At 54.0% G+C, this 21511-nt stretch carries 13 protein-coding genes and 8 pseudogenes; 12 read left to right on the top strand and 9 right to left on the bottom strand.

The genetic code is table 11. From position 1 onward, the window contains the following. Positions 1–13 precede the first annotated feature (13 nt). The 3 pseudogenes from ACR3ES_RS22685 to ACR3ES_RS22695 all read left to right on the top strand — a co-directional run bounded on the left by ACR3ES_RS22685 (position 14) and on the right by ACR3ES_RS22695 (position 2353). Positions 14–1091, top strand: a pseudogene (locus ACR3ES_RS22685) (IS110 family RNA-guided transposase). Positions 1092–1368: 277 nt separating this feature from the next. Then, positions 1369–1607: pseudogene (locus ACR3ES_RS22690) on the top strand (IS6 family transposase); the annotation flags it as partial. A 62-nt stretch (positions 1608–1669) separates the two neighbouring features. Further along, positions 1670–2353 (top strand): annotated as a pseudogene (locus tag ACR3ES_RS22695) (IS6 family transposase). 303 nt (positions 2354–2656) lie between these two features. Here ACR3ES_RS22695 and ACR3ES_RS22700 read toward each other — a convergent pair. After that, the gene (locus tag ACR3ES_RS22700; protein ID WP_170436819.1) at positions 2657–2968 is read right to left on the bottom strand and encodes a hypothetical protein; all 312 of its coding nucleotides are present in this window, start codon (positions 2966–2968) and stop codon (positions 2657–2659) included. 379 nt (positions 2969–3347) lie between these two features. Here ACR3ES_RS22700 and ACR3ES_RS22705 point away from each other — a divergent pair, with 379 nt between their 5' ends. The 5 genes from ACR3ES_RS22705 to ACR3ES_RS22725 all read left to right on the top strand — a co-directional run bounded on the left by ACR3ES_RS22705 (position 3348) and on the right by ACR3ES_RS22725 (position 9800). Next, positions 3348–3599 (top strand): ribbon-helix-helix domain-containing protein, encoded by a 252-nt coding sequence (locus tag ACR3ES_RS22705; protein ID WP_480425702.1) that lies wholly within the window; start codon positions 3348–3350, stop codon positions 3597–3599. A 34-nt stretch (positions 3600–3633) separates the two neighbouring features. Then, on the top strand, positions 3634–3873 hold the full coding sequence (locus ACR3ES_RS22710; RefSeq protein ID WP_480426315.1) for a type II toxin-antitoxin system RelE/ParE family toxin: 240 nt from the start codon (positions 3634–3636) through the stop codon (positions 3871–3873). 507 nt (positions 3874–4380) lie between these two features. Further along, on the top strand, positions 4381–6240 hold the full coding sequence (locus tag ACR3ES_RS22715; protein WP_480493211.1) for an Hsp70 family protein: 1860 nt from the start codon (positions 4381–4383) through the stop codon (positions 6238–6240). Then, positions 6155–7284 (top strand): IS3 family transposase gene (locus ACR3ES_RS22720; RefSeq protein ID WP_480424262.1). Its coding sequence is split into 2 segments (ribosomal slippage): positions 6155–6398 and positions 6398–7284, totalling 1131 coding nucleotides; the frame shifts between segments, so codons are not numbered across the junction. The genes ACR3ES_RS22715 and ACR3ES_RS22720 overlap by 86 nt, the downstream gene beginning before the upstream one ends. A gap of 119 nt (positions 7285–7403) precedes the next feature. Further along, positions 7404–9800 carry a hypothetical protein gene (locus ACR3ES_RS22725; protein WP_480425699.1) on the top strand — a complete coding sequence of 799 codons (2397 nt, stop codon included), beginning with the start codon at positions 7404–7406 and terminating at the stop codon, positions 9798–9800. Positions 9801–10037: 237 nt separating this feature from the next. Here ACR3ES_RS22725 and ACR3ES_RS22730 read toward each other — a convergent pair. Together ACR3ES_RS22730 and ACR3ES_RS22735 are read right to left on the bottom strand one after the other, a co-directional pair. After that, a pseudogene (locus ACR3ES_RS22730) lies at positions 10038–10497 on the bottom strand (transposase); the annotation flags it as partial. 31 nt (positions 10498–10528) lie between these two features. Next, positions 10529–13429: pseudogene (locus ACR3ES_RS22735) on the bottom strand (Tn3 family transposase). A gap of 93 nt (positions 13430–13522) precedes the next feature. Here ACR3ES_RS22735 and ACR3ES_RS22740 point away from each other — a divergent pair. After that, on the top strand, positions 13523–14128 hold the full coding sequence (locus tag ACR3ES_RS22740) for a recombinase family protein (RefSeq protein WP_480425696.1): 606 nt from the start codon (positions 13523–13525) through the stop codon (positions 14126–14128). 21 nt (positions 14129–14149) lie between these two features. Here the strand turns inward: ACR3ES_RS22740 and ACR3ES_RS22745 are convergent, their stop codons facing one another. After that, on the bottom strand, positions 14150–14602 hold the full coding sequence (locus ACR3ES_RS22745) for a hypothetical protein (RefSeq protein ID WP_480425695.1): 453 nt from the start codon (positions 14600–14602) through the stop codon (positions 14150–14152). Positions 14603–14833: 231 nt separating this feature from the next. Between ACR3ES_RS22745 and ACR3ES_RS22750 the strand changes: the two genes are divergently transcribed. Continuing rightward, positions 14834–15706, top strand: coding sequence for a LysR substrate-binding domain-containing protein (locus ACR3ES_RS22750; protein WP_480425694.1), 873 nt, complete (start codon positions 14834–14836; stop codon positions 15704–15706). A 152-nt stretch (positions 15707–15858) separates the two neighbouring features. Here ACR3ES_RS22750 and ACR3ES_RS22755 read toward each other — a convergent pair. From ACR3ES_RS22755 to ACR3ES_RS22775, 5 genes and pseudogenes are all read right to left on the bottom strand, one after another. Next, positions 15859–16342 (bottom strand): annotated as a pseudogene (locus ACR3ES_RS22755) (IS5 family transposase); the annotation flags it as partial. 68 nt (positions 16343–16410) lie between these two features. After that, a pseudogene (locus ACR3ES_RS22760) lies at positions 16411–16839 on the bottom strand (IS6 family transposase); the annotation flags it as partial. Between the two features lie 159 nt (positions 16840–16998). Next, positions 16999–17826: pseudogene (locus ACR3ES_RS22765) on the bottom strand (IS110 family RNA-guided transposase); the annotation flags it as partial. Positions 17827–17887: 61 nt separating this feature from the next. Continuing rightward, complete coding sequence (locus tag ACR3ES_RS22770; RefSeq protein WP_480425692.1) at positions 17888–18523, bottom strand: DotH/IcmK family type IV secretion protein; 636 nt, start codon at positions 18521–18523, stop codon at positions 17888–17890. Positions 18524–18610: 87 nt separating this feature from the next. Continuing rightward, complete coding sequence (locus ACR3ES_RS22775; protein WP_170436806.1) at positions 18611–19576, bottom strand: ParB/RepB/Spo0J family partition protein; 966 nt, start codon at positions 19574–19576, stop codon at positions 18611–18613. A gap of 317 nt (positions 19577–19893) precedes the next feature. On the opposite strand from ACR3ES_RS22775, the gene ACR3ES_RS22780 reads away from it, so the two are divergent. Together ACR3ES_RS22780 and ACR3ES_RS22785 are read left to right on the top strand one after the other, a co-directional pair. Beyond that, entirely contained in the window at positions 19894–20223 is a 330-nt protein-coding gene (locus ACR3ES_RS22780) for a helix-turn-helix domain-containing protein (RefSeq protein ID WP_170436803.1), read from the top strand. Continuing rightward, positions 20213–21505 carry a type II toxin-antitoxin system HipA family toxin gene (locus ACR3ES_RS22785; protein WP_170436800.1) on the top strand — a complete coding sequence of 431 codons (1293 nt, stop codon included), beginning with the start codon at positions 20213–20215 and terminating at the stop codon, positions 21503–21505. The genes ACR3ES_RS22780 and ACR3ES_RS22785 overlap by 11 nt, the downstream gene beginning before the upstream one ends. The last annotated feature ends 6 nt before the right edge of the window (positions 21506–21511 follow it).

Consider the following 21511-nt stretch of genomic DNA (forward strand, 5'->3'; position numbering starts at 1 on the left):
AATGGAGGCGTCTATGGAAGAGATTAGCATGATTGGCCTGGATTTGGCGAAGAACATTTTCCAAGTGCACGGAGCAGATCACACTGGTCACCCTATACTGCGGAAGAAACTGCGAAGGGGTCAGGTCCTTGAGTATTTTGCCACTCTGCCGAGATGCGTGGTGGCGATGGAAGCCTGTGCCAGTGCGCATTACTGGGGCCGAGAGATTGGCCGATTGGGTCACGAAGTCAGGCTTATTCCTCCAGCGTATGTGAAGCCTTTTGTTAAGCGGCAGAAGAACGATGTCGCTGATGCAGAGGCTATCTGTGAGGCTGCGAGCCGTCCAACGATGCGCTTTGTTTCTGTGAAGAGCGAAACGGCGCAAGCGGCAGCTATGGTGTTTCGGGCTCGTGAGCTTCTGGTTAGGCAACGCACGCAACTGATTAATGCCTTACGCGGCCACCTTGGAGAGCTGGGTCACGTGGTTCCGCAGGGGACCAGCAACATTCATAAGCTGGTCAAAATAGTGGAAGACCGGGATACCGGAAGCCGCGCGAGCTTGCTTGAATGGGTTGATCGAAATGTTGAACCAGTTGGAGGGTCAGATCAAAGAGTTGGATGCTGAGATATCCCGTCGCGCACGGGCTAGTGAAATGGCGCGCCGTCTAATGACGGTGCCAGGTATTGGCCCGCTCATTGCCACTGCGCTGATTGCCCTTGCGCCACCGCCTGAAACGTTCCGTCGTGGTCGGGATTTCGCCGCCTGGCTCGGCCTTGTCCCCCGGCAACATTCAACAGGAGGCAAGCAGCGTCTCGGGGCGACAACAAAGATGGGAGAACGTTCGCTCAGGCGGTTGCTGATCATCGGCGCCAACAGCGTGGTACTATGGCAAGCACGTAATAGAACTGGAAAGGATCCTTGGCTTGCCCGCATGATCGAACGCAAACCACCGTTGCTGGTTCGGGTCGCTCTGGCAAACAAGATGGCGCGAATTGTTTGGGCCTTGATGAGCACGGGAGATGTCTACCGGGCTCCGGGGCTGCCAACGCATAAAGCGTATGCAGCTGTGAGGCGGCGGAAACGGAAGAGGACAATGGACGGTATGGCATAGGGATCGTGAGACCGGATCGGGAAAACCAGATCGCAACAGAGTGCTTTAAGCACGTGGTTTTGAATTGGACCGGATCCGCTAACACCATACGGGCCAGCGGCATGTTCAAAGGTCGCGCAACAGGCCGAACACATGTCAGTACCCGAACCGATGCAATTACCGGCCAAATTACCTCTTGCGTTTTAGGCGTCTACACATGTTGCAAAGTTTTGACCATTGACCTTTGTGGCGTCAGCGCCTGTGTGGCGAACTGCATTATCCAGTTGGAGGTTGGTCCATGATTTCTTTTAGAGGCGCACAGTATCCGAAAGACGTGTCTTGTTCGCAGTCTTCTGTTACATTCGCTACGGCGTCTCGTACCGCGACCTGGAAGAGATCATGTCAGAACGTGGGGTATCGGTTGACCATGCGACGCTGAACCGCTGGGTCGTGAAGTACTCGCCTTTGGCCGCTCGCGTAGCTCAGAAACGAAAGGCCAACACCGCTGAATCCTGGCGTATGGATGAGGGCTTTGTCGCAAACTTACGGCTTCGTCGCCTCCGTGTTAATGGCGTCTCGGATTTCGAACGAGGCGGGCAGTGACAATCTCATTCAAAGGCGCTCATTTCCCAAGGGACGTGATTTTGCACGCGGTGTTCTTCTATCTGCGCTACTCGGTGTCGTACCGTGATCTGGAAGAAATCCTGGCCGAGCGTGGCGTTAACGTAGATCACGCCACGCTAAACCGATGGATCGTCAAATACGCACCTCTGGTCGCCGATCGGGCACGTCGTCAGAAGCGTTGCTGCGGTCGATCCTGGCGAATGGACGAAACCTATGTGCGCGTTAAAGGAGTATGGGTCTACCTATATCGGGCGGTAGATAAACACGGTAAGACCCTTGATTTTTTGCTGTCCGAACGGCGAAACAAAGCTGCGGCGACAAAATTCTTTGCTCGTGCGCTCGAGGTAAACGGGCTCCCAAGAAAGATAGTGATCTACAAAAGCGGCGCCAACACTGCCGGTATCAAGGCCATCAACAAGATGTTGAAAGGCTTTGGTTGCCCGGTCCCAATCGAGATGGTGAGGCGGAAATTCCTAAACAACATCATTGAACAAGACCATCGATTTATCAAACGACGGATCCGCCCAATGCTCGGTTTCAAGTCATTCGCCTCCGCTTCTGCAACGCTTGAAGGGATTGAAGTTGCGTAGATGATCCGAAAGGGTCAGTGCGGACTCGAGATCTGTCCGTTCAAACAGTTTACGGAACTAGCCGTCTAAACACAGCAACTTCTAACAAACATTCATACTTCAGAAAAGAATGCGACAAAGCCCTTGTTACTTCCCCTCGGCTTCGACAGTTATCGGGTCGATTCCGGCGAGCCAATCTTAGCTTCGATGCTCACCTGAATCGCGCCGCGTCGGCCAACTTTTCCAATGCCTCGTCTTTCTTGACAAAACCGCGTCGTGTTTTCCGACTCATATTGCACCTATTTGGTTGAACAAGATACAGTATGTTCTCTTATTGTTCTCACTGCAAGTGGGCAAATACTGCGAATGGGGCGCAAAGGACTCCTTAATGTCCTATTCAATTGAAGCGCCTACCCGGGTAGCCTGCTCGGCTATTTCGTCGAATTGTAGTTGCCAACGATATACCAACGACGCGCCGCCCCCGGTTTTGATGCGGCGCAGCGCATCGGCAATGCCTGTTACTGATACAGGTCCGGCCGGTTCTTTCCGGGTTTTGCCCCAGGCAGACAAAATGCCTAAGAGAACTTCTGCACGCGCGGTATCTCCGCGGCTGGCCGCAGATACTAGCAACATCCAGGCGTGGTGAGACTGGTGGTTTTCTGTGAACCGAAGCCAGGCGGCTTGCGGGATGGTCAATTCTGCCATTTGTTCTCCATCATCTGAGTATCTGGGCAGCGCGTTCACCCGCACGGAACAATCGGATTTACACGAATTCTGCCCAACATTCTCCCATCAGATTGCCAATCGCTTGCGCCTTTTGGATTTCGGCCGATCCTTAGTCCGAACCATGACACACCGTCGCTTCGTTGCAAGGGGCAGGTCATTCTTCACTGACGTTGTGACCCCATCTGGCGCGGACGACATCTAAAATCCTTGGCAGTATCACGCACACACACAAAGTTTAGCTGCCCCACACTTTGCGGTGTTCTCCTGATGCCAGGGATACATACCTAGTACACACTGGTCCTAGTACACACTGGTCGTTTTTGGTGTATTATCACACCAGATCGATAGGAGGCGAGATATGCCACGACAGACCATCACTTTGACTGACCCAAATCATCAATGGCTGCAAGCCCGCGTTGACAGCGGTGAGTTTAAAACGCAAACCGATGCTGTTAATGATGCGGTGCGTCGCGCCCGTGAGATCGAGAACGGCATGGAAGAAATCAGGGCAAAGCTGATCCGCGCTGAGCAACTCGGATTCACCGATATGACCCCAGATGAAATACTAGAACAGTCAAAGAAAGAACTGCGCAAAAAGGGGGACTTATAGGCTTTCGGAAGAAGCAAAAGACGATCTAATATGTATTCACCAGTTTGGTGTCAGAGAGTTTGGTGCCGCGAAGTCAGATGAGTATTTCTGGCAGCTCATTCAACGATTTGAAGTGCTAGCCGAGACACCCCTGCTTTATCAAGAGGTTGCAGATATTCGCGAGGGGTATAGGCGAAGTGTCTGCGGTGTCCATTCGATCTATTATCGCATCACGGGCGAAGACGTGGAGGTCATGGCTATTCTGCGGTCGCAGGATGCAACGCAGCGCTTGTGACAGAACCCTTGACTATGCGCATTACCGGGCGATCCATCATCACCTCTTCCAAGATGTCTACGCATGGGCAGGACAACCAAGACAAATTCGAACCGCCAAAGGTGGGAACGGGTTTTGCTATCCAGGGGCCGTTACGCCTTAAGTATGAGTTATGCAACAACGCCCGCCACACGGCCAAATCATAGTAAGAGCCTATTAAAATATAGCCTCTCAGTATTTCTTAATGCAGCAACCTGGTCGTACGATTTGGTCGTCGGAATCGTTGCTTGCTGACCGCAATTGGATTGATGTCATAGGTAAGGAAAGATGAGATTAGACAGGCTACGATTATGAAGCCGATGTGGCGTAAGAAACGATTTAATTCTCGCCTCCACCATTTAAGACCTCCGCAAGCTGGCCAAGATCTTTCCTGCACCGCAGCAAACGCGAAAAGCATGACTAAAGAGACGCACCCAGAAAACTCTGAACATCGATTTCTGCACCAGGGACACGTTATTGCCGAACACCATGGGCGGGATGCTGGCATTCCCAGATTTTTCAACATTGCGCATAGTTGGTTCAGGTCTCGCACGAAAATTAGTCATAAATTGCAGGAGGTTCGAGTTGCTGGCGGTCGGAATTGATCTTGGAACAACCCATTCACTGGTATCGATTATACGCGAAAACGGTGAGGTTGAACTGATCAAAAGTAGTAATGGAGAAGTTCTGACGCCTTCGGTGGTTGGGTTATCGGACGATTTTACGTTGTTGGTGGGATCACCTGCACAGGCGCGGTTGGTTAGTTGCCCTGGAATGACAACCGCCAGCTTTAAACGGACAATGGGCACTTCCAAGACTTACGAGATTGGACGGCAGTCCTACAATTCCAGCGAATTGTCAGCGATTGTTCTTCGTAAACTCAAGGCTGATTTGACGGCCAACGAAGGCACGGTGGACATTGGTGCCTTGGTGATCTCAGTTCCCGCATACTTCAATTCAACACAACGCGAAGCAACAATCCTCGCCGCCGAGCTAGCGGGTTTGCCACGTCCGAATTTGATCAATGAGCCTACAGCCGCCGCCATGGCTTATGGGCTTCATGCAAAGGATACCGAACAGACAATCATGGTCTTGGACCTTGGAGGGGGTACGTTTGACGTTTCGATTGTTGAGATGTTCGAAGGGGTCATGGAAGTTCGCTCCAGTTCCGGGGATACGCAATTGGGGGGCGAAGATTTCACTCAAGCAGTTCTGGCAGACATTCTGAACCTGAATGATCTTGATGCCAGAAAGATCAATGCCAACGAACGTGCCCAACTGAATATGGCAGCTGAAGCGATAAAGCATCGTTTGTCTTCTGCGGATCAGGCGGAGGTCACGATCAACCTATCAAAACGCTCTATCGAGTATTTGTTGACGCGCGACCGGTTCGAAGAGATCTGCGGAGGCCTATTACTTAGGATGCGGCGACCAATTGAACAGGCACTATATGATGCTCGACTGAGTGCAGATCAGATTGATCGGGTGGTCCTTGTCGGCGGTGCGACACGTATGTCGATGGTGCGAGGTCTAGCTGCACGTTTGCTGCGCAAACTACCCGAGGCTGGGCTCGACCCGGATCAGGTTGTTGCCTATGGCGCTGCGGTTCAAGCCGGATTGCTACGCAATGATGAAGCGCTGTCGGAGATGGTTATGACTGATGTCGCTCCGTTTTCGCTGGGTATCCGTTCAAATATCGAGACCCAGACTGGCAGTATTCCCAATGGTTTTGCTCCTATAATCGAGCGAAACACGATCTTGCCTGCATCGCGAATGAACCACTTTTGGACTTTGGAAGACAAGCAAACCCAGATCAATGTGGATGTTTATCAGGGTGAATCCCCGATCGCCGATGAGAACATCAAAATCGGACATATGTCAGTGCAGGTACCCCCAAATCAAAAAGGTAAGGAAACAATCGCGGTCCGATTTTCCTATGATACGAGCGGATTGTTGCAGGTTGACGTGACGGTTACATCCACGGGTTTGTCGCGCCAAATGGTGATTGAAGGTAATGCAGCTTCGCTTTCGAGCGCGGAAAAACTGGCGCGTTTGCGAGCGTTGGACGCCTTCAAAGTACATCCGCGGGAAGATGAAGAAAACGTAGCTCTGTTAGAAAAGCTCAAGAGCCTATACGCGATTCTGCTTGGTGTAGATCGCGCGGAGGTCACAAACCTTATTTCCGAGTTTGAGCAAGTATTGGACCTGTCACGGTTTGATGCCGCTCCTTTGATAGCATCTACTGCAGCAAAGGAGACTGACTATGGGACTGAAACGGACGGCCGAATTCCGGCAAGATGCGGTGCGTATCGCATTGACCAGTGGGCTAACACGCAAGCAGGTGGCTGATGATCTAGGTGTCGGGATGTCCACGCTGAACAAATGGATCACAGCGCACCGAGATACAGACGTGGTTTCCAAAGAGGATTTGAGCCTCGCTCAAGAGAATGAGCGACTTCGACGGGAGATCCGGCTCCTCAAGGAGGAGAGGGAAATCCTAAAAAAGGCCACCCAGTTCTTCGCGGGCCTAAAGCAATGAGATTTAGGTTTATCGAAGAACACAGAGCCAGCTTTCCAGCCAACCGGTTATGCGATGTCGTCGGTGTCAGCGCACGCGGTCTGCGTGCCTTCCGCAGCCGCCCTGCCAGTCGCAGACAGCGGTCTGATCTGGTCACGCTGGCGCATATCAAAGAACAGTCACGCCTCAGTTTGGGCAGCTATGGCAGGCCGCGCATGACTGAAGAGTTGAAGGAAATTGGTTTGGCTGTGGGGCATCGTCGCGTTGGTCGCCTGATGCGCCAGAACGGCATATCCGTGTTGAGAACACGCAAGCACAAGGTCACGACAGACAGCGATCACAAGTTCAATATCGCGCCCAACCTACTGGATCGGGACTTCACAGCGGATCAGCCGAACAAGACATGGGCTGGTGACATCAGCTATGTCTGGACCCGTGAAGGCTGGCTTTATCTCGCCGTCATTCTGGACTTGCATTCCCGCCGTGTGATTGGCTGGGCTGTTAGCAATCGGATGAAGCGAGACCTGGCCATCAGGGCGCTGAGAATGGCTATCGCCTTCAGATCACCACCGAAGGACTGCATCCACCACACGGATCGTGGCAGCCAATACTGTTCCCACGATTATCAGAAGATCCTGCGCCAACATGACTTCAAAGTGTCGATGAGCGGCAAAGGCAATTGCTATGATAACGCCGCCGTCGAGACCTTCTTCAAAACGATCAAAGCTGAGCTGATCTGGCGGCGGTCATGGCAAACCCGACGGCAGGCTGAAGCGGCCATCTTCGAATACATCAACGGCTTCTACAATCCGCGCCGCCGACACTCAGCACTGGGCTGGAAAAGTCCCGTCGCCTTCGAACGGAAAGTGGTTTAAACGAGCACTTGGAGCGGCACAAAAACGCGACAGGTCCATATTGAGCAAACAAGATCCGCGTGAAATCGCGAGATATCGGGACCAGTTGCTTCAAAACATCGAGATCATTGAGCGCAACTATGTCCGGTAAGTCCGGTGTTTTTCCGTGGAACACTCTGGGTTTAGACGGGCCTGCGTCTGACAAACAAATTCGCAAGGCCTATGCGAGCGAATTGAAAGCTCTGGACCGTCAGGCGGATCCCGAAGCGTTTCAGGCTTTGCGTCACGCGTATGAGTTTGCACGGCAGATGGCAGCCGACAATGAGTCGGATCAGGTGCAAAGCCATCGAGACGCAATCAGACCGGAACCTCCTGAGGTTGAAGAAGGCAAAGCAACCGCAGAGGACGATACACCAAAGCGTCAAGAACCAGTAAGTTCGACCGATCACAACGATACAGAATCCATTGAGTTGCCCGGACCGGTTGCCTCTGCCGCAGCTTATCAAGATCTTTTGGCCAGGATGCGTTATCTGATTGAAAGCCGGGATTACGACGTCACTACCTGGACCAGCTTGCTGAACGACAGGTTGCTAGACGATCTTTCGAGTGGTCATGATTTTGAGCGCGCTCTGGTAATATGCTTGTCTGAAAACGAGTTTTCCGGGCGCGATGAGATCAAAAAATTCATCTCAGCAGGCAAAGAATGGGTCGAACTGATCGAGCGGAGATATGGCTGGATCGAGGATGGATTGAAATTCGAGCGACAGTTTCCTGCTCATATGAAATTGCGCCGCGCGATGGTGGCAAAACGCGAAATTCTAAATGGGGACGGGCAAAAGGCCACGGTTCTGGTTCAAACGCCTAGCGTACCATTTGACGAGCGGGTCGTTAATCTTGTTCTGCAACCCAAAATCGTCTGGTCTGCATTCGCTGCTGCTTGTTTTGCTTGGATCCGCGTGTTCCAGCCGAGTGAATCCATGTTCATTGTTGGTCCGGTGCTTCTTGCCATTGGATCGTTGTTCGCTTTTGGTTGGGTGTTCAAACGCTTCGAACAACCTGTTGTTACTCTGTCAAGCCTTGGGAACTGGAAACTGGCGTTTCTTGGCAAATACCTAGTAGGCAGAGGGCTGGCGCATTTGGTGGTAGGTGTATTCGCTTGGGCGTGCTTTCTGACAATGTGTGTGTTTCTGTTTGCACCCACCGAAGCACCAAGGAATGCTCCGCGCATTCATTTCCACGATACCGACCGGTTTGCTCGTGTTCTGCGCCAACTGGATACAGAGGGCGAAAATGGCCGACTAACCAGACATGCCAAACAGCTGATTTCCGAGTATGATCCAAAATCCCAGTCTGTGGACGAGTTCTTGACTAAGCTTGGGACGCCATATCCGCTGATTGCGTTTGATCAATTTCGTGACCGGTATGACATTGAAAATAAAGAAACTTGGGAGCTAGATATCAGCGCACAAGGTGACCCAAGCCCAGTGCGGGCAAAGATGATGGTAAGCTGTCGCCGGACGGGCAGATGTTCTGCCTTGATTGAAACTGGGGCGTTGATCCAGGTTGAGGCTTTGGCGCCGCATGTGAACATAATATCGCGTAGACTAGCGGACACCCCTATTGTGCAATTGCGCGCTGATGAAGGTGATCAGAAACACCTGGAACCATCTGTTCTATTCGACACGAAAATGGATTTCATCGTAAACGCCGACACTGGGAAACTGAAAAATTGGTTTAACCGAAACGTGAATCGGTTCAGTTTTGAGACGCTTGAAGCCACAGCAAAGGTCACTGCACCTACAGGTGAGAGCATACTCACATTAACTGTTGGTCTCGCAAAACCCGGTGAAATCGGCTGGCGCGTAAAAGGATGCGTGGCATCGGTTCTCAGTCACTTCGAATACAAGCCTGTATTCGAGATCAACCAGAACAAAGATGCCCTTGTCGAAGACTTGTGTTCTGTTCGAGAAGAACAACTGATCCTATTAATGCGAGCATGCCCTCAGCCGCCCGGAGCAGAACGAACCCTGTGCCCAAGGCGAACACTGCCCGTAGAGTACGAACGTGCGGAGAACAGTTCCAGCCATGCGTTGAGGACAGAGTACTTTATCGATCCAAGTGTTCCGGCAGTCCATGATGGCGTTTTCCAAGAGGTGTTGGATACAGATGGGGATCGATTTGTTTTGGCTTTTTTGGACCGCTGGTCCGGGCGCACCCCGCGAATGGACGCGAGTACCCGCCGCAAGCGTTCTGAAGAGATATCTGATCAGATCATTCGCGATTATCTGACTGTTTTTTGGAATACTACGCTACCGGATTCTCTAGCGTCTTACCTGGTTGAATATCCGGAAATTCACGATACACGTACTGCTCCGACCGAGCACACGCTAAAAGAGGCGGTTAGGCGCCAACCCCAACTAACACGCTATTATCGGGTTGACGAAAAGGCTGCGCACGCAATTCTTGTCGATATGTTCGCTTTCCTGAGCCGAATGAAAATGCTGAGACATGAGACAATACCAATGCGTGTGAACTAGTTACATTGCACACTTGTCATTCTCATCGGCCTTTACAGTGTTATTGATTTTGGCGGATAAGGCGCATCACTTGCGAAGACACCATTCATCAGCCTTGGAAGGCTTCGGCGTTAACTCCAATGCAATGAAAGACCCAACCTATGGAAAAGCATAGATCGCGAAAGACGACTCGGAAGCTTCATAGGCGTTGTTGCGTAACTCACACTTGAGGCGCGACTGCCCCTTTCCCCGCTGATGTCATGCCACACGAGTGATTTCGGCGGTGCCGAGAGCATTGAAACGGTTCATGAGAGCGATGCGGATGTGGATTTCTGCGGTTTGTCGGTCGGGGTCTCTCGCTGAGATGCGCTCACCGAATGCCTTGAGGCAGCGCATCTTCGCCTCGATCCGGCTCTGAGCGTAGTAGCCTGTCCAGCGCTTCCAGAACGCCCGACCGTAGTGGAGGGTGGATCGCAGTGTTTCGTTCCTGACCCGGGCTGCCGAGCAGTCTTCCTTCCACGGTCGAGCGTTCGTGCGGATCGGAATGATCGGGGCGGCGGCACGCTCAATGATGGCGGTGTATGTAGTAGCGGCGCGTGTCGTAAGCGCCGTCCGCGGTCACTGTGCCGATCTGCTCGTCCTTTGGGATCTGGTCGAGCAACTATGGCAGGACCGGACTTTCGCCGTCGCGGCTTGGGGTGAATTCTACGGCGCGGATGGGGTGGATTCCGGCTGGGGGCAGGATTGTATCATAAGCGGTGACGGCTCGGATTCTTCCACCTGTATTCGCCCGTGAGAAGAATATGAGCCCATCCCAGCGGCGAGATATGCGAGAGAAGGTCATCAGGGCAATCCAGACCAGCGCGTTTTCGCGCGGTGACCGCCTCGCCCAGATGCTTGGTATTCCAGTAGATGATGACGGCAGCAAGGAGGTTCAACCCAGCCATTCGATAGTGCTGTCCCTTGGCAGTACGGTCGCGGATTTCACCTTGGCGGCCAATTCTCAATGCGTTCTTCAGGGCATGATGCGCCTCGCCCTTGTTCAGCCCAATCTGTGCTCGGCGCTGCATGTCGGCATCGAGCAACCAGTCGATGATGAACAGTGTCCGCTCTATCCGACCGATTTCACGAAGAGCGAGGGCAAGTTCATGCTGGCGGGGATAGGCCGCGAATTTCTTCAAGAGCTGGCTTGGCGGCATTGTGCCAGCCGCCATAGTTGCCACTGCCCGCAAAACGTCAGGCCAGTTTTCTGTGATGAGACGTTCCCGGACTTTACCACCGATCAAACCGCGAAGCTCTTTTGGCGCGGAAGCGGGATCGAACAGGTAAAGCCGCTTGGATGGCAGATCGCGAATGCGGGGTATGAAGCGATATGACAAAAGTGCGGTGACGGCAAAGACGTGATCTGTAAAACCACCGGTGTCAGCATATTGCTCCTCGATTTTCCTGCCCGTTTCATTCATGAGCAACCCGTCCAAAATGTATGGTGCTTCGTTCACCGTGGCTGGGATGTTCTGGGTCGCAAACGGGCCAAACTGGTCAGACACATGGGTGTAGGCTTTCAAACCGGGCTCAGAGCCATATTTTGCGTTTATCAGGTTCATCGCTTCGCCCTGTCGAGCGGCAGGAAAGAACTGACCGTCACTGGACGCTGTGACTCCGCCACCCCAGAATCTGGCCATGGGCAATTGAGATTGGGCTTCAATGACTGTTGCCAACGCCCGATTGATGGCATCGCTTTCAATGTGCCAACGTGACAGGCGCGAGAGTTGGAGATAGTCGTGCGTGTTGGTTGCTTCGGCCATCTTGCTCAGGCCAAGATTCAGCCCTTCGGCCAACAGTACGTTCAGCAGCCCGACACGATCTTTGCAGGGTGATCCGGTGCGCAAATGCGTAAAGGCTTCGGTGAAGCCTGTTTCGTCATCGACTTCCAGCAGCAGATCAGTGATGCGGACGGAAGGTAGGCGATCATAAAGGTCGAGCACCAGCGCGTCAGCTTCTTCGGGCACGGCTGAACTCAGCCGGTCAACCTTCAGGATTCCGTTTTCAATAGAACCTCCTGGTACTGCTCCGGTCCTGGCAGCCTTGGCGAGGCGTTCAAGCCCCTGCGCCAATCGGGCTTTGCGATCTGCGATCCATATTTCCGGCTCGAATGGCACCGTCAATTTCGGTGTCGCTCTGGCGTCCTCAATCGGCACAAGAGCTTGCTTCAGATCGGCATAACGACGGGAATGGGCGAGCCAGATATCACCAGACCGGAATGCATCGCGCATGTGGAACAGCACTGACACTTCCCAGAGCCGATGGTCATCGGGGCTTGCGTATTCAGGTGCCGATGCCATTTTGAACTGCGCCGCAGAAAGCCAGTTGGTCGAGACCTGCGCCGTTGTTCATTCCCAATGAGTGCCATCGCTGCCATCAACGGACTGGCCACGGCGGAAGCCTGGATATCAAGAACACGCAGCATGCGAGGCGCATAGCGCCTAAACCGGTGGAAGCCTTGCGTGACATGGGCTAAGGGATCGGCAGTCATCGTGTCTGTCAGTTCGGCGGCCGTCGCGACGAGGCTTTCGAGTTGTGGCCAACCGCAGGAGATTTCGGTTGCGGCATCGAGCGAAGCGCCATCTCCCTTGCTTCCAGCAGGGCAGCCCCAAATTCTTGAAAGATTTCAGTGTGTCGTGAAGGGCTGATTTTGCGTTTGTCACCCGCAGGTCGCAGATTTTCTTGGCGTCTCTCCATGTCTTGCCGACAATCCGGTCATGGGTTTCGACCACGGCATCAGCAATGGCAGCCTGCCATTCGACCGCACAGACAGCAAGAATAGCAAGACGGCGGTCACTCGTGATATCGCGCAGGCCATCTGCAAAATATCTTTCGCCCTGTCGGCGCAGCCGTGTAACACGGTGAGGAGGAACGTCCCCCAAGACATCTGCTGGCAGACAGAGTTCCTGCAAGAATTCCAGCCGATCCAGAAGGCGGCTGGCATCAGCCGAGTTTTTGCCAACCTCGAATTGTCGAAGCCATACAAAACGGCTGACAGTACCATCCACCAACTCGGACAATAAGCCATCCAGACGTTCTCTCATATCGCAGCTAAGTCGATCTGCGATCCGCGTTTCTATCCGGCGCTCAGCGGCGACAAGAGCGTCCGCACAAAGCCGTTCGATGACCGATATACCCGGCAAAACTGTCCGGGTGCGCCGACATTCTTCGACAAATCTCCGGGCAAGGTCTTCATTCGAACGGGCGGTCTCTGCCTCACCTTCTAGCCACGCTTTCAGATCGCGCGCACCTTGTCCGGAGAACATCCGATAGCCATAGATGCTCCGCAGGTCGACCAGATGCCTGCGGCGGGTCGTATCTGTTTCGGCATAGCAGGACAGGTCGTTCGGGTTTTCACCAAGTTGTGCGGCAATGAATTGACCAACCTCCAATGGGATGACCTCACCCGCCACCAGCAGTCGCCCTGGATATCGAAAGGCGCATAGCTGAAGGGCAAAGCCCAAACGATTGTGGGAATGTCGCCGCGTGCGGATGTGCTCAATGTCATCGTCAGCCAATGTGTAGTGATGCAGGATCGTAGCCTGATCGGTCGGCAGATCGAAAAGGGCTGACCGCTGGCGTTCGGTCAGAATGGATCGTCTTGGCATACCCGCTTGTCCTTGTTATTCATAGTCTGATTGAGACACATTCCGCACCAGCAAAATCAAAGAGTTGCAAGCCACAAATCCGAGAGGGTTCAATTGGGACAGCGCGCTGCCATCTATGCTCGGGTTTCTACCTCGGACCAATCCTGTGAACGGCAGGTTTCGGAGCTGACCGCATTTGCCGAACGGGGCGAATACGAGGTGGTGAACATCTTCAAGGAAACCGCATCGGGCACCAAAGCCAATCGGGCAGCGCGCAATAAGATCATGAAGCTTGCTCAGGCCCGCCAGATAGACGCCATCCTCGTCACGGAACTGTCTCGATGGGGTCGTTCAACGAAGGACTTACTGGAAACGCTGGATCAACTCTCCGGGTGGAAAGTCTCGGTGGTTGCCATGAGCGGCATGACATTCGAGTTGGATACACCACATGGCCGGATGATGGCGACAATGCTGGCGGGGATCGCACAGTTTGAACGAGACTTGCTTAGTGAACGAGTAAAGTCCGGCCTTGCAGCCGCCCGTGCACGTGGCAAAAAGCTCGGACGACAGCCTGGCCAGCGACCAAAATCCGACAAGCTCACGCCGCAAGTCATACAGGCCGTTGCCGATGGGCGATCCTACCGCTGGATCGCCCGCGATCTAGGCATTTCAAAGAACACTGTACTCGACATTATGAAACGACATCGCCAAGCACGATGATCCGACGCGCTTATTTGAGTGTCACGTGCCCGCACTGGCTTTGTCGCGATTCCACCAACGATTGGGGTTCGAGTTGAGCGGGTCATAACTGGCGCGACTGGCCCAACAATCTTTGATGAAGATCAGCGGCTCTTCGTAATGGTGAACATCGCGTATCGCATCCAGAACACGTTCTAAGGTTTCAGAGTTTTGCTCTATCGAAATGATGATCAGAACACTTGGAAACGTTTGAACTTTGTTTGCAGCTCCCAGGTGCACGGCGCTGGTTGAGTTTTCTTCCGGCAGGTAGGTTTCGCTGCCTGTGGCACTCACAAAGGCATTACGCTTGTATCGGCCGTAGATCAGCGGATCGACCTTCATCACATTGTCAATAATCTTGTCTACGTCTTCAGGTGTCGCCTGAATTTCAATCTGCCAGACACGTTCGACCGTACCTGTCCGTGTTTTGAGGTTGCTGATGTCGATGCTTTGCATGTTGTGGTTCCACTCTCTTTTCTGTTTTGGTCTCCCCTTGGGCCTGGTGATGAATGCCAATCGAACCCTGTGGCTGCGTTGGTCCACGGTTCGACACGTGTGGCTACGAACATTGATTGAGCAAACAAACCGAGCATTGCATGGGCCTCCCATGATGACCGTAGCTTCAGATCGTTGATCATAGAAACGAATAATATTGTTTGTCATGATGAGATATGTAAATCTTGAGCTATGAAACGCGACCTCGAAATCGACCTGCTGCGATCCTTCGTCGCTGTCGCAGCCCATCGCAATTTTACCCAAGCTGCGCACGCAATTGGGCGTACACAGTCGGCGGTCAGCCTTCAGATCAAACGTCTCGAAGAGATTGTGGAAAAGCGCCTTTTTGAACGCAGCCGTCAGTCCGTGACCATCACGCAAACCGGCGAGGCGTTACTGGTTTATGCAAACCGTATTCTGACCACAAATGACGAGGCATTATCGCATCTCCAGCGCCCCGAAGCAGAAGGGCTGATCAGGATCGGAGCACCTGATGATTACGCAACTTACCTGCTGCCGCCTCTATTGTCGGCGTTAAGAAAAGAACACCCTCGGTTGCAGTTTGAAGTCACATGTGACAATGCCAGCGACCTGCTGCCATTGATGAGACAGGGACAGCTTGATGTGGTCGTCGCCACGCACCGTCCCGAGGCCGTCGGGGGGCGGATCGCACGACATGAACCGCTTCATTGGGTCGCCGCCCCTGATTTCATTGATGATCCTGATGCGCCACTCTCCCTTGTTCTCTTCCCGGCAGGCTGTGTGTGCAGAGAAATTGCCTTGGACGCATTGAAATGCATCGACCGCCCGTGGCGCGTCGCCTATTCAACTCGCAGCATAGGATTGATGGAAAAGGCCCTTCTGGACGGCTCGTCAGTATCTGTGATGGAAGCTTCTGTCATACCTGGCGGTCTCAGGATTATTGACGGGCAAGCGGGCTTTCCGAGACTGTCTGAAGTCGTGATATCTGTTCATAATTCAGGAGCATGCGAGGCACATGTTTCTCTCGCAGCGGATTTCCTTGCTGGCAAATTGGGAAGGGCCGCCTTGCGAGCCGTCTCATAAGAAATACTTGGCGACCGTGCTGTAGATTGAGCAGACAACGACTGCTCTGCCTTTTGCACCTGTCTCATTTCGTATCTTACCAACCCACGTAGTAGGGAGCGAAAGCGGGGAATACCTTATGATACGATTCTGCCCCGAGCCGGAATCGACCCCCGGATGTCCGAGGTAGCCGTGTCCATGGCCAGATGTACCTTGCGCCATTGTCGACGCCCCCGAACACCATGCTTGCGGGCTTGTCTACTCGCCATCGCCGAGAAACTTGATCCCGGTGCTATCGACAAGAAGGTTGAGCGGACCGTCGGCACGGCGATACGGGATCTGAACGGCTAAGTTCTTCTGACGACGACTTAGTGTGGAAAAGTCTGGCACAGGCCAGTCTAGCCCGGCCAATCGCAAGAGGCTGGCGACCATCCCCACTGTCTGTCTCAGCGGCAGCTTGAACAGCACCTTGATCGACAGGCAGAATTGGATCGCAGCATTCGAAAAGACTGGCGGACGCCCAGGCTTACTCTCATGCGCCGCGAGCCAGGTCATATCTTTGTCCAACCAGACAAGAAGTGAACCGCGTTTCTTGAGCGCAGCGTTGTAGTCAGACCAGTTCGTGACGCGGTAACGGGCGGATGATGGATTGCTCATTCGACCCGATTAACCATGTGGTTTCTCGTTGTGAATCCCTCGTAGAAAGAGTTCTGCAACAACGCCCCCTTGATGCCAGCCGTATTAGCTCCGCTTTTGTCGATGACAATCTTTCTTGGAAGGCCGTTGACCTCCAGCGTCCGAGCAAAGAATTTGGTAGCGGCGGGTTTGTTTCGACGCTGCGAAAACATGAAATCAAGCGTCATACCGTGCTTGTCGGCAGCTCGATAGAGATATACTCACGCCCCTTTCACCTTGATGTAGGTCTCGTCCATTCTCCAAGAACGATCGCAAGATTTTTTGCGGCGACGCGCGGCCTCGGCAATCGCGCTAGAGTATCTCTTCACCCAGCAGTTCAGTGTAGTGTGGTCCACCGAAACACCGCGCTCACCCATGATTTCCTCCAGGTCATGGTATGAAACACCGTATCGAACGTAGAAGAAGGCCGCGAATAGGATCACACCCTTCGGATATTGCGCTCCCTTGAAAGAAATCATGAACTGACTTTCGGCTGAATTACACCGGCCGCTATTCACTCTCTGCGTTCTCGAGCGTCAGTGGCAAAAAGTTTGCAACAGATCCTTGTTGATTATCGGTGCCAACAGTGTCGTCATGTGGCGCGCTCGAAATAGAACGCGAACAAATCCCTGGCTTGATCGCCTGATCGAGCGTTCCCCCATCTTTGTCGTTGCACCGAGGCGTTGCTTGCCCCCTGTTGAATGCTGTCTTGGAACCAGTCCGAGCCAGGCGGCGAAATCCCGACCACGGCGGAACGTTTCCGGCGGCGGGGCAAGGGCCACCAGCGCAGTTGCGATGAGCGGGCCAATTCCAGGCACCGTCATCAGGCGGCGTGCCATTTCGTTTGACCGCGCGCGGCGGGCAATCTCGGCATCCAGCTCTTTTATCTGACCATCCAGCTGGTTCAACATGCTGCTCAGCCTTTCAAGGCACTCCCGGGCCACGCCCGGGATCGACTTATCGTGAGAGCCCACTAAAGCGATCAGTTTGCGAATATTGGCCGCGCCTTGCGGGGCCACCTGTCCGAGCTCTCCAAGGTGACCTCGAAGAGCTTTGATCAATTGAGTGCGCTACCGAACCAACAATTCCCGCGCTCGAAGAACCATCGTGGACGCCTGGATCTCTTCGCTTTTCACGGCAACAAAGCGCATCGTGGGTCGACTTGCAGCTTCACAAATCGCTTCCGCATCCGCCATGTCGTTCTTCTGACGTTTAACGAAGGGTTTCACATACGCTGGCGGAATAAGTCTGACATCGTGACCAAGGCGACCAATCTCCTGGCCCCAGTCGTGCGCACTGGAGCAGGATTCCATGGCAACCACACAGTGCGGTAACTTGGCAAAGAACTCCAGAACCTGACCTCTGCGAAGTTTCTTCCGCAAAACTGCGTGACCCGTGTGATCCGCTCCATGCACCTGGAACACATTCTTCGCCAAATCCAGGCCAATCATGCTAATCTCTTCCATAGACGCCTCCATTCAGGTTGTTTGCAAACCCACAATGACACATCGAGGTCAGCGGGGGCGTCTACACCTTCAGAGCCGAGATAATTGTCTCTCGAGATTGCAGATAGATCGCACCATTGTACTGCCAGGCGCGGACGGCCGGATTGTCGATCCGAAGCCGTTTTGCATCGCCAGGAATGTCGGCGCCTGTCGCAAAGGCCATCATGACATTGTCAGAAGCTCGAGATCGCTGATCACGGTTCGATGTATCGAGCGGCGTCGTGTTCGCATTCGGCCCAAGACCTTCAACGATAAAGTCCCGCCGATAATGCGTGTTGAGCGAGTTAGTGCGTACGTCGAAGACAAGCGGCCTGCTCTCGCCAACAAGGGACACGGCAATGTTGGAAAACCCGTGTGGGACGAGAGGGGTCACCGCAAGCTGGTTTGAGCCTTCCTGCATGGCATAGACCTGGAAGCTGCCGGATCGACCGATCACATAGGACGCAATCGGCCATGGCTGTCCGGTCCGGTCGTAAAACGCCATGACGCTGACTGTATCTGGGCCAGTAAGAAAAACTCCTGGCGATTGCGCAGCTCGGAGAGAGATTTTCACGGTGTCGGTAATGGCATTTGGAAACCGACCGGAGGGCGGTGTCGCAGCTGCCTTCTGGCTTTCGTCAAGACGGCGGCGATAGTCGAGGATCATTTCCGGCGTCATCGGAATTTGGGCCTGTAGCGCTGCGCCATAGGCGGTGATCTCTTCTGGTGTGAGGGGTCTGTCGAGATCATCAAGGCTCTTGAGAAGTTAGGTTGCGCCAATGATAGGAAAGTCACCGACCGCTGTCGGCTGAGTGCTCTCTGAAGGCTGCAAGCGCTGGTTCAGCTCATTCTGGCTGAGCGGTTCTTGACCTGTGGGCAGTGCAGGGGGCTCAGTCCCTCCTCCGCTATCAATCGTGACCACGGTGCGGTCGCTGGCTTGAAGGTCGGGATCTTCCAGATGCATGCTGTCGCGTTCAGAAAAGAGGTCCTCGATGACCGTACCGCCGGCGTCCTTGTAGGCCTCAATGCCGACAAAGCGCGCCAGTTTGGACGCGCCCGAATAGGCCTTCTGCGTGAGATGGTTTCGGATGGCGTGCGGCGATGGGTTGTAATGACTCTTGACCGTTTCCCAGGTCTCGATCTGGCGGACATGGTCATCGGTCAAGGTAAAGGCCATGACACAATCGAGCGACATGTCACCTTCCCGGAAGATGTCCATCAGCTCGGGCGCAACAGTGGCAAGCTTCAGCCGGCGTCGCACAAGATCGGTCGTGATCCCAAACTGTGCGGCGATCTGATCCTTGGTGCGGCCCTTGGCGCGCAGCGTGGCAAAAGCCTCAAATTGGTCTGCGGCATGTATAGCGGCCCGGACTATGTTTTCGGCTGCGGAGGTATCTTCTGCGCGGTCGGGATCCTCGACCTGGCAGTCGACCAGGTGGCCGGCCTTCAGATGCCCATCTGCCTTGAGCTTTTGCAAAGCGGCCAAACGCCGGCCACCGGCATGGACGTGAAACTTGGCGCCGACTTTGTGAACGAGGAGGTTCTGTTTGAGACCGGTCTCCAGGATGCTGGCATAAAGCTCTGCATCGGCCGCCTCGCTTGCCGGTGTCTTGCGCACATTCTTGGAGCTGAGAATGAGCTTTGAGAGGGGGATTATCTCAAGCTCCACCACCGCTGCAACGTTGGCCGGGGCGGGTGTATTTACCTTGGTCTTGACTTTTGTTTTGGTCATGTCAGAGGTTCTTTCTAGGACCCCGGGCCCCGGGAGAGCCTCTCTCCCTATCAAGCCCGGCACCCCGGGCTTTCCCGCCTTTCCCTCTCTGAGGCCTCGCCGCTTCTCCTTTTTGGCCGAAAATCTAATTGCGTTGCCAAAAACAGAGGATACCGGGTCCAAAAAATATGATTTGACCGCGATAACAGGCATTTACTCTCTATTGACCGCTTCAACGGTCATTTCTTTACAACTCGATTCATGTGCTGTATGACCGTCCCAACGGTCAATAGAGGCGATATGACCGCGCTGGCGGTCATGAAAGGAAGAGCGAGCAAATGACAAAGAGGACATATTCCCGGCTCACGAAGCAGGCGTTGAAGCTTCTGGGAACACAGATCAAACTGGCCCGAAAGGAACGCCGCATGGCGGAGCAGGACCTGGCCGACCGCATCGGCATTGCCCGCAGCACGCTCCAGAAGATCGAAAAGGGAGATCCCCAGGTCGATATCGGTTTCGTGTTCGAGGCCGCCGTGCTGGTTGGCCAGTCGCTCTTTGTTCCCGATGCCACATCACTCGCATCGGAGCTTGAACGGATAGAGGACAAGCTTACGCTGATGCCGGGAAAGATCAGAAAGCCAAAGAGCGAGGTGCAGGATGACTTCTGAGATCGCTGCACCCGAAGGTGCCTTTGTTTGGGTCTGGCTTCCAGACGCGACCGAGCCGGTTGTGGCCGGCCGGATCGAAAGGGACGGCGAGATATATGTTTTCAACTATGGCCGGTCCTACCTGAGCTCAGACAGGGCAATTCCTCTTTATCTGCCTGAGCTGCCGATAAGGGCAGGGCGGATCGATCCGATCCCGCCGCTCAAGATGGCAAGTTCATTGCGCGATGCGGCGCCTGATGCCTGGGGTCGTCGGGTGATCATCAACCGACTGACGGGCGCTGTCGGTGCAGAAGCAGATGTTGTCGACTTTGACGAACTGACGTTTATGCTCGAGTCGGGATCGGACCGTATCGGTGCGCTCGATTTCCAGCGCTCAGCGAGTGAATATACCCCAAGAGAAACCAGTGCTGCCACACTCGACGAACTCCAGGAGGCGGCCGATATCGTCAATGAGGGTGTCCCGCTGACACCGGCGTTGGCCGAAGTGCTTCAGCACGGAACGGCCATAGGCGGGGCACGTCCGAAGGCGCTGATCGATGATGGCGACAAAAAATACATCGCGAAATTTTCGTCTTCGAATGACACTTACAGCGTGGTGAAGGGTGAGTTCATCGCCATGCGCATGGCTGCACTTGCAGGTCTGGACGTCGCGCCAGTGAAACTCACAAAGTCACTCGGCAAGGATGTATTGCTGATCGAGCGCTTCGACCGGACACTCACAGAGAAAGGCTGGTCAAAACGTATGCTTGTATCGGCTCTCACTATGCTGGAGCTTCATGAGATCATGGCCGCCCATGCGAGCTATCCAGAACTTGCGGAGTTGATCCGCGCGCGCTTCACGCAGCCTAAGAAGACGCTGCATGAACTCTTCGCGCGTATGACCTTTAACATTCTGGTCGGCAACACCGATGACCACGCTCGCAACCATGCAGCTTTTTGGAATGGCGATCAGCTGAGCCTGAGCCCGGCCTATGATATCTGCCCGCAGGGACGCGCGGGTCGGGAAGCCTCTCAGGCCATGTGTATTGTCGGGACGGAACGCCGAAGCCAACTGTCACTTTGTCTGGCCGCGTCGCCGGAGTTTCATCTTTCGAATGAAGCTGCACTCGGCATCATGACGCAACAAATCGCGTTGATCCGCGGAAGTTGGAATGACCTCTGCGAAGAGGCTGAATTAAGTGAGGTAGACAGAGGCTTGTTCTGGCGGCGCCAGTTTCTGAATGATCTGGCGTTCGAAGGTCTGGAAGGCCCTCTTGAAGACGCAGTAACGGGGCTTGACTGACGGTGC

The sequence above is a fragment of the Ruegeria sp. B1 genome (assembly GCF_056535885.1).

Excerpts from the sequence above, each read along its gene's own strand:
- ACR3ES_RS22780 (WP_170436803.1), top strand. The coding sequence starts at position 19,894 with ATGACAAAGAGGACATATTCCCGGCTCACGAAGCAGGCGTTGAAGCTT.
- ACR3ES_RS22745 (WP_480425695.1), bottom strand. The coding sequence starts at position 14,602 with ATGCAAAGCATCGACATCAGCAACCTCAAAACACGGACAGGTACGGTC.
- ACR3ES_RS22750 (WP_480425694.1), top strand. The coding sequence starts at position 14,834 with ATGAAACGCGACCTCGAAATCGACCTGCTGCGATCCTTCGTCGCTGTC.
- ACR3ES_RS22770 (WP_480425692.1), bottom strand. The coding sequence starts at position 18,523 with ATGACGCCGGAAATGATCCTCGACTATCGCCGCCGTCTTGACGAAAGC.
- ACR3ES_RS22715 (WP_480493211.1), top strand. The coding sequence starts at position 4,381 with ATGGGCGGGATGCTGGCATTCCCAGATTTTTCAACATTGCGCATAGTT.
- ACR3ES_RS22700 (WP_170436819.1), bottom strand. The coding sequence starts at position 2,968 with ATGGCAGAATTGACCATCCCGCAAGCCGCCTGGCTTCGGTTCACAGAA.
- ACR3ES_RS22725 (WP_480425699.1), top strand. The coding sequence starts at position 7,404 with ATGTCCGGTAAGTCCGGTGTTTTTCCGTGGAACACTCTGGGTTTAGAC.
- ACR3ES_RS22775 (WP_170436806.1), bottom strand. The coding sequence starts at position 19,576 with ATGACCAAAACAAAAGTCAAGACCAAGGTAAATACACCCGCCCCGGCC.
- ACR3ES_RS22705 (WP_480425702.1), top strand. The coding sequence starts at position 3,348 with ATGCCACGACAGACCATCACTTTGACTGACCCAAATCATCAATGGCTG.
- ACR3ES_RS22785 (WP_170436800.1), top strand. The coding sequence starts at position 20,213 with ATGACTTCTGAGATCGCTGCACCCGAAGGTGCCTTTGTTTGGGTCTGG.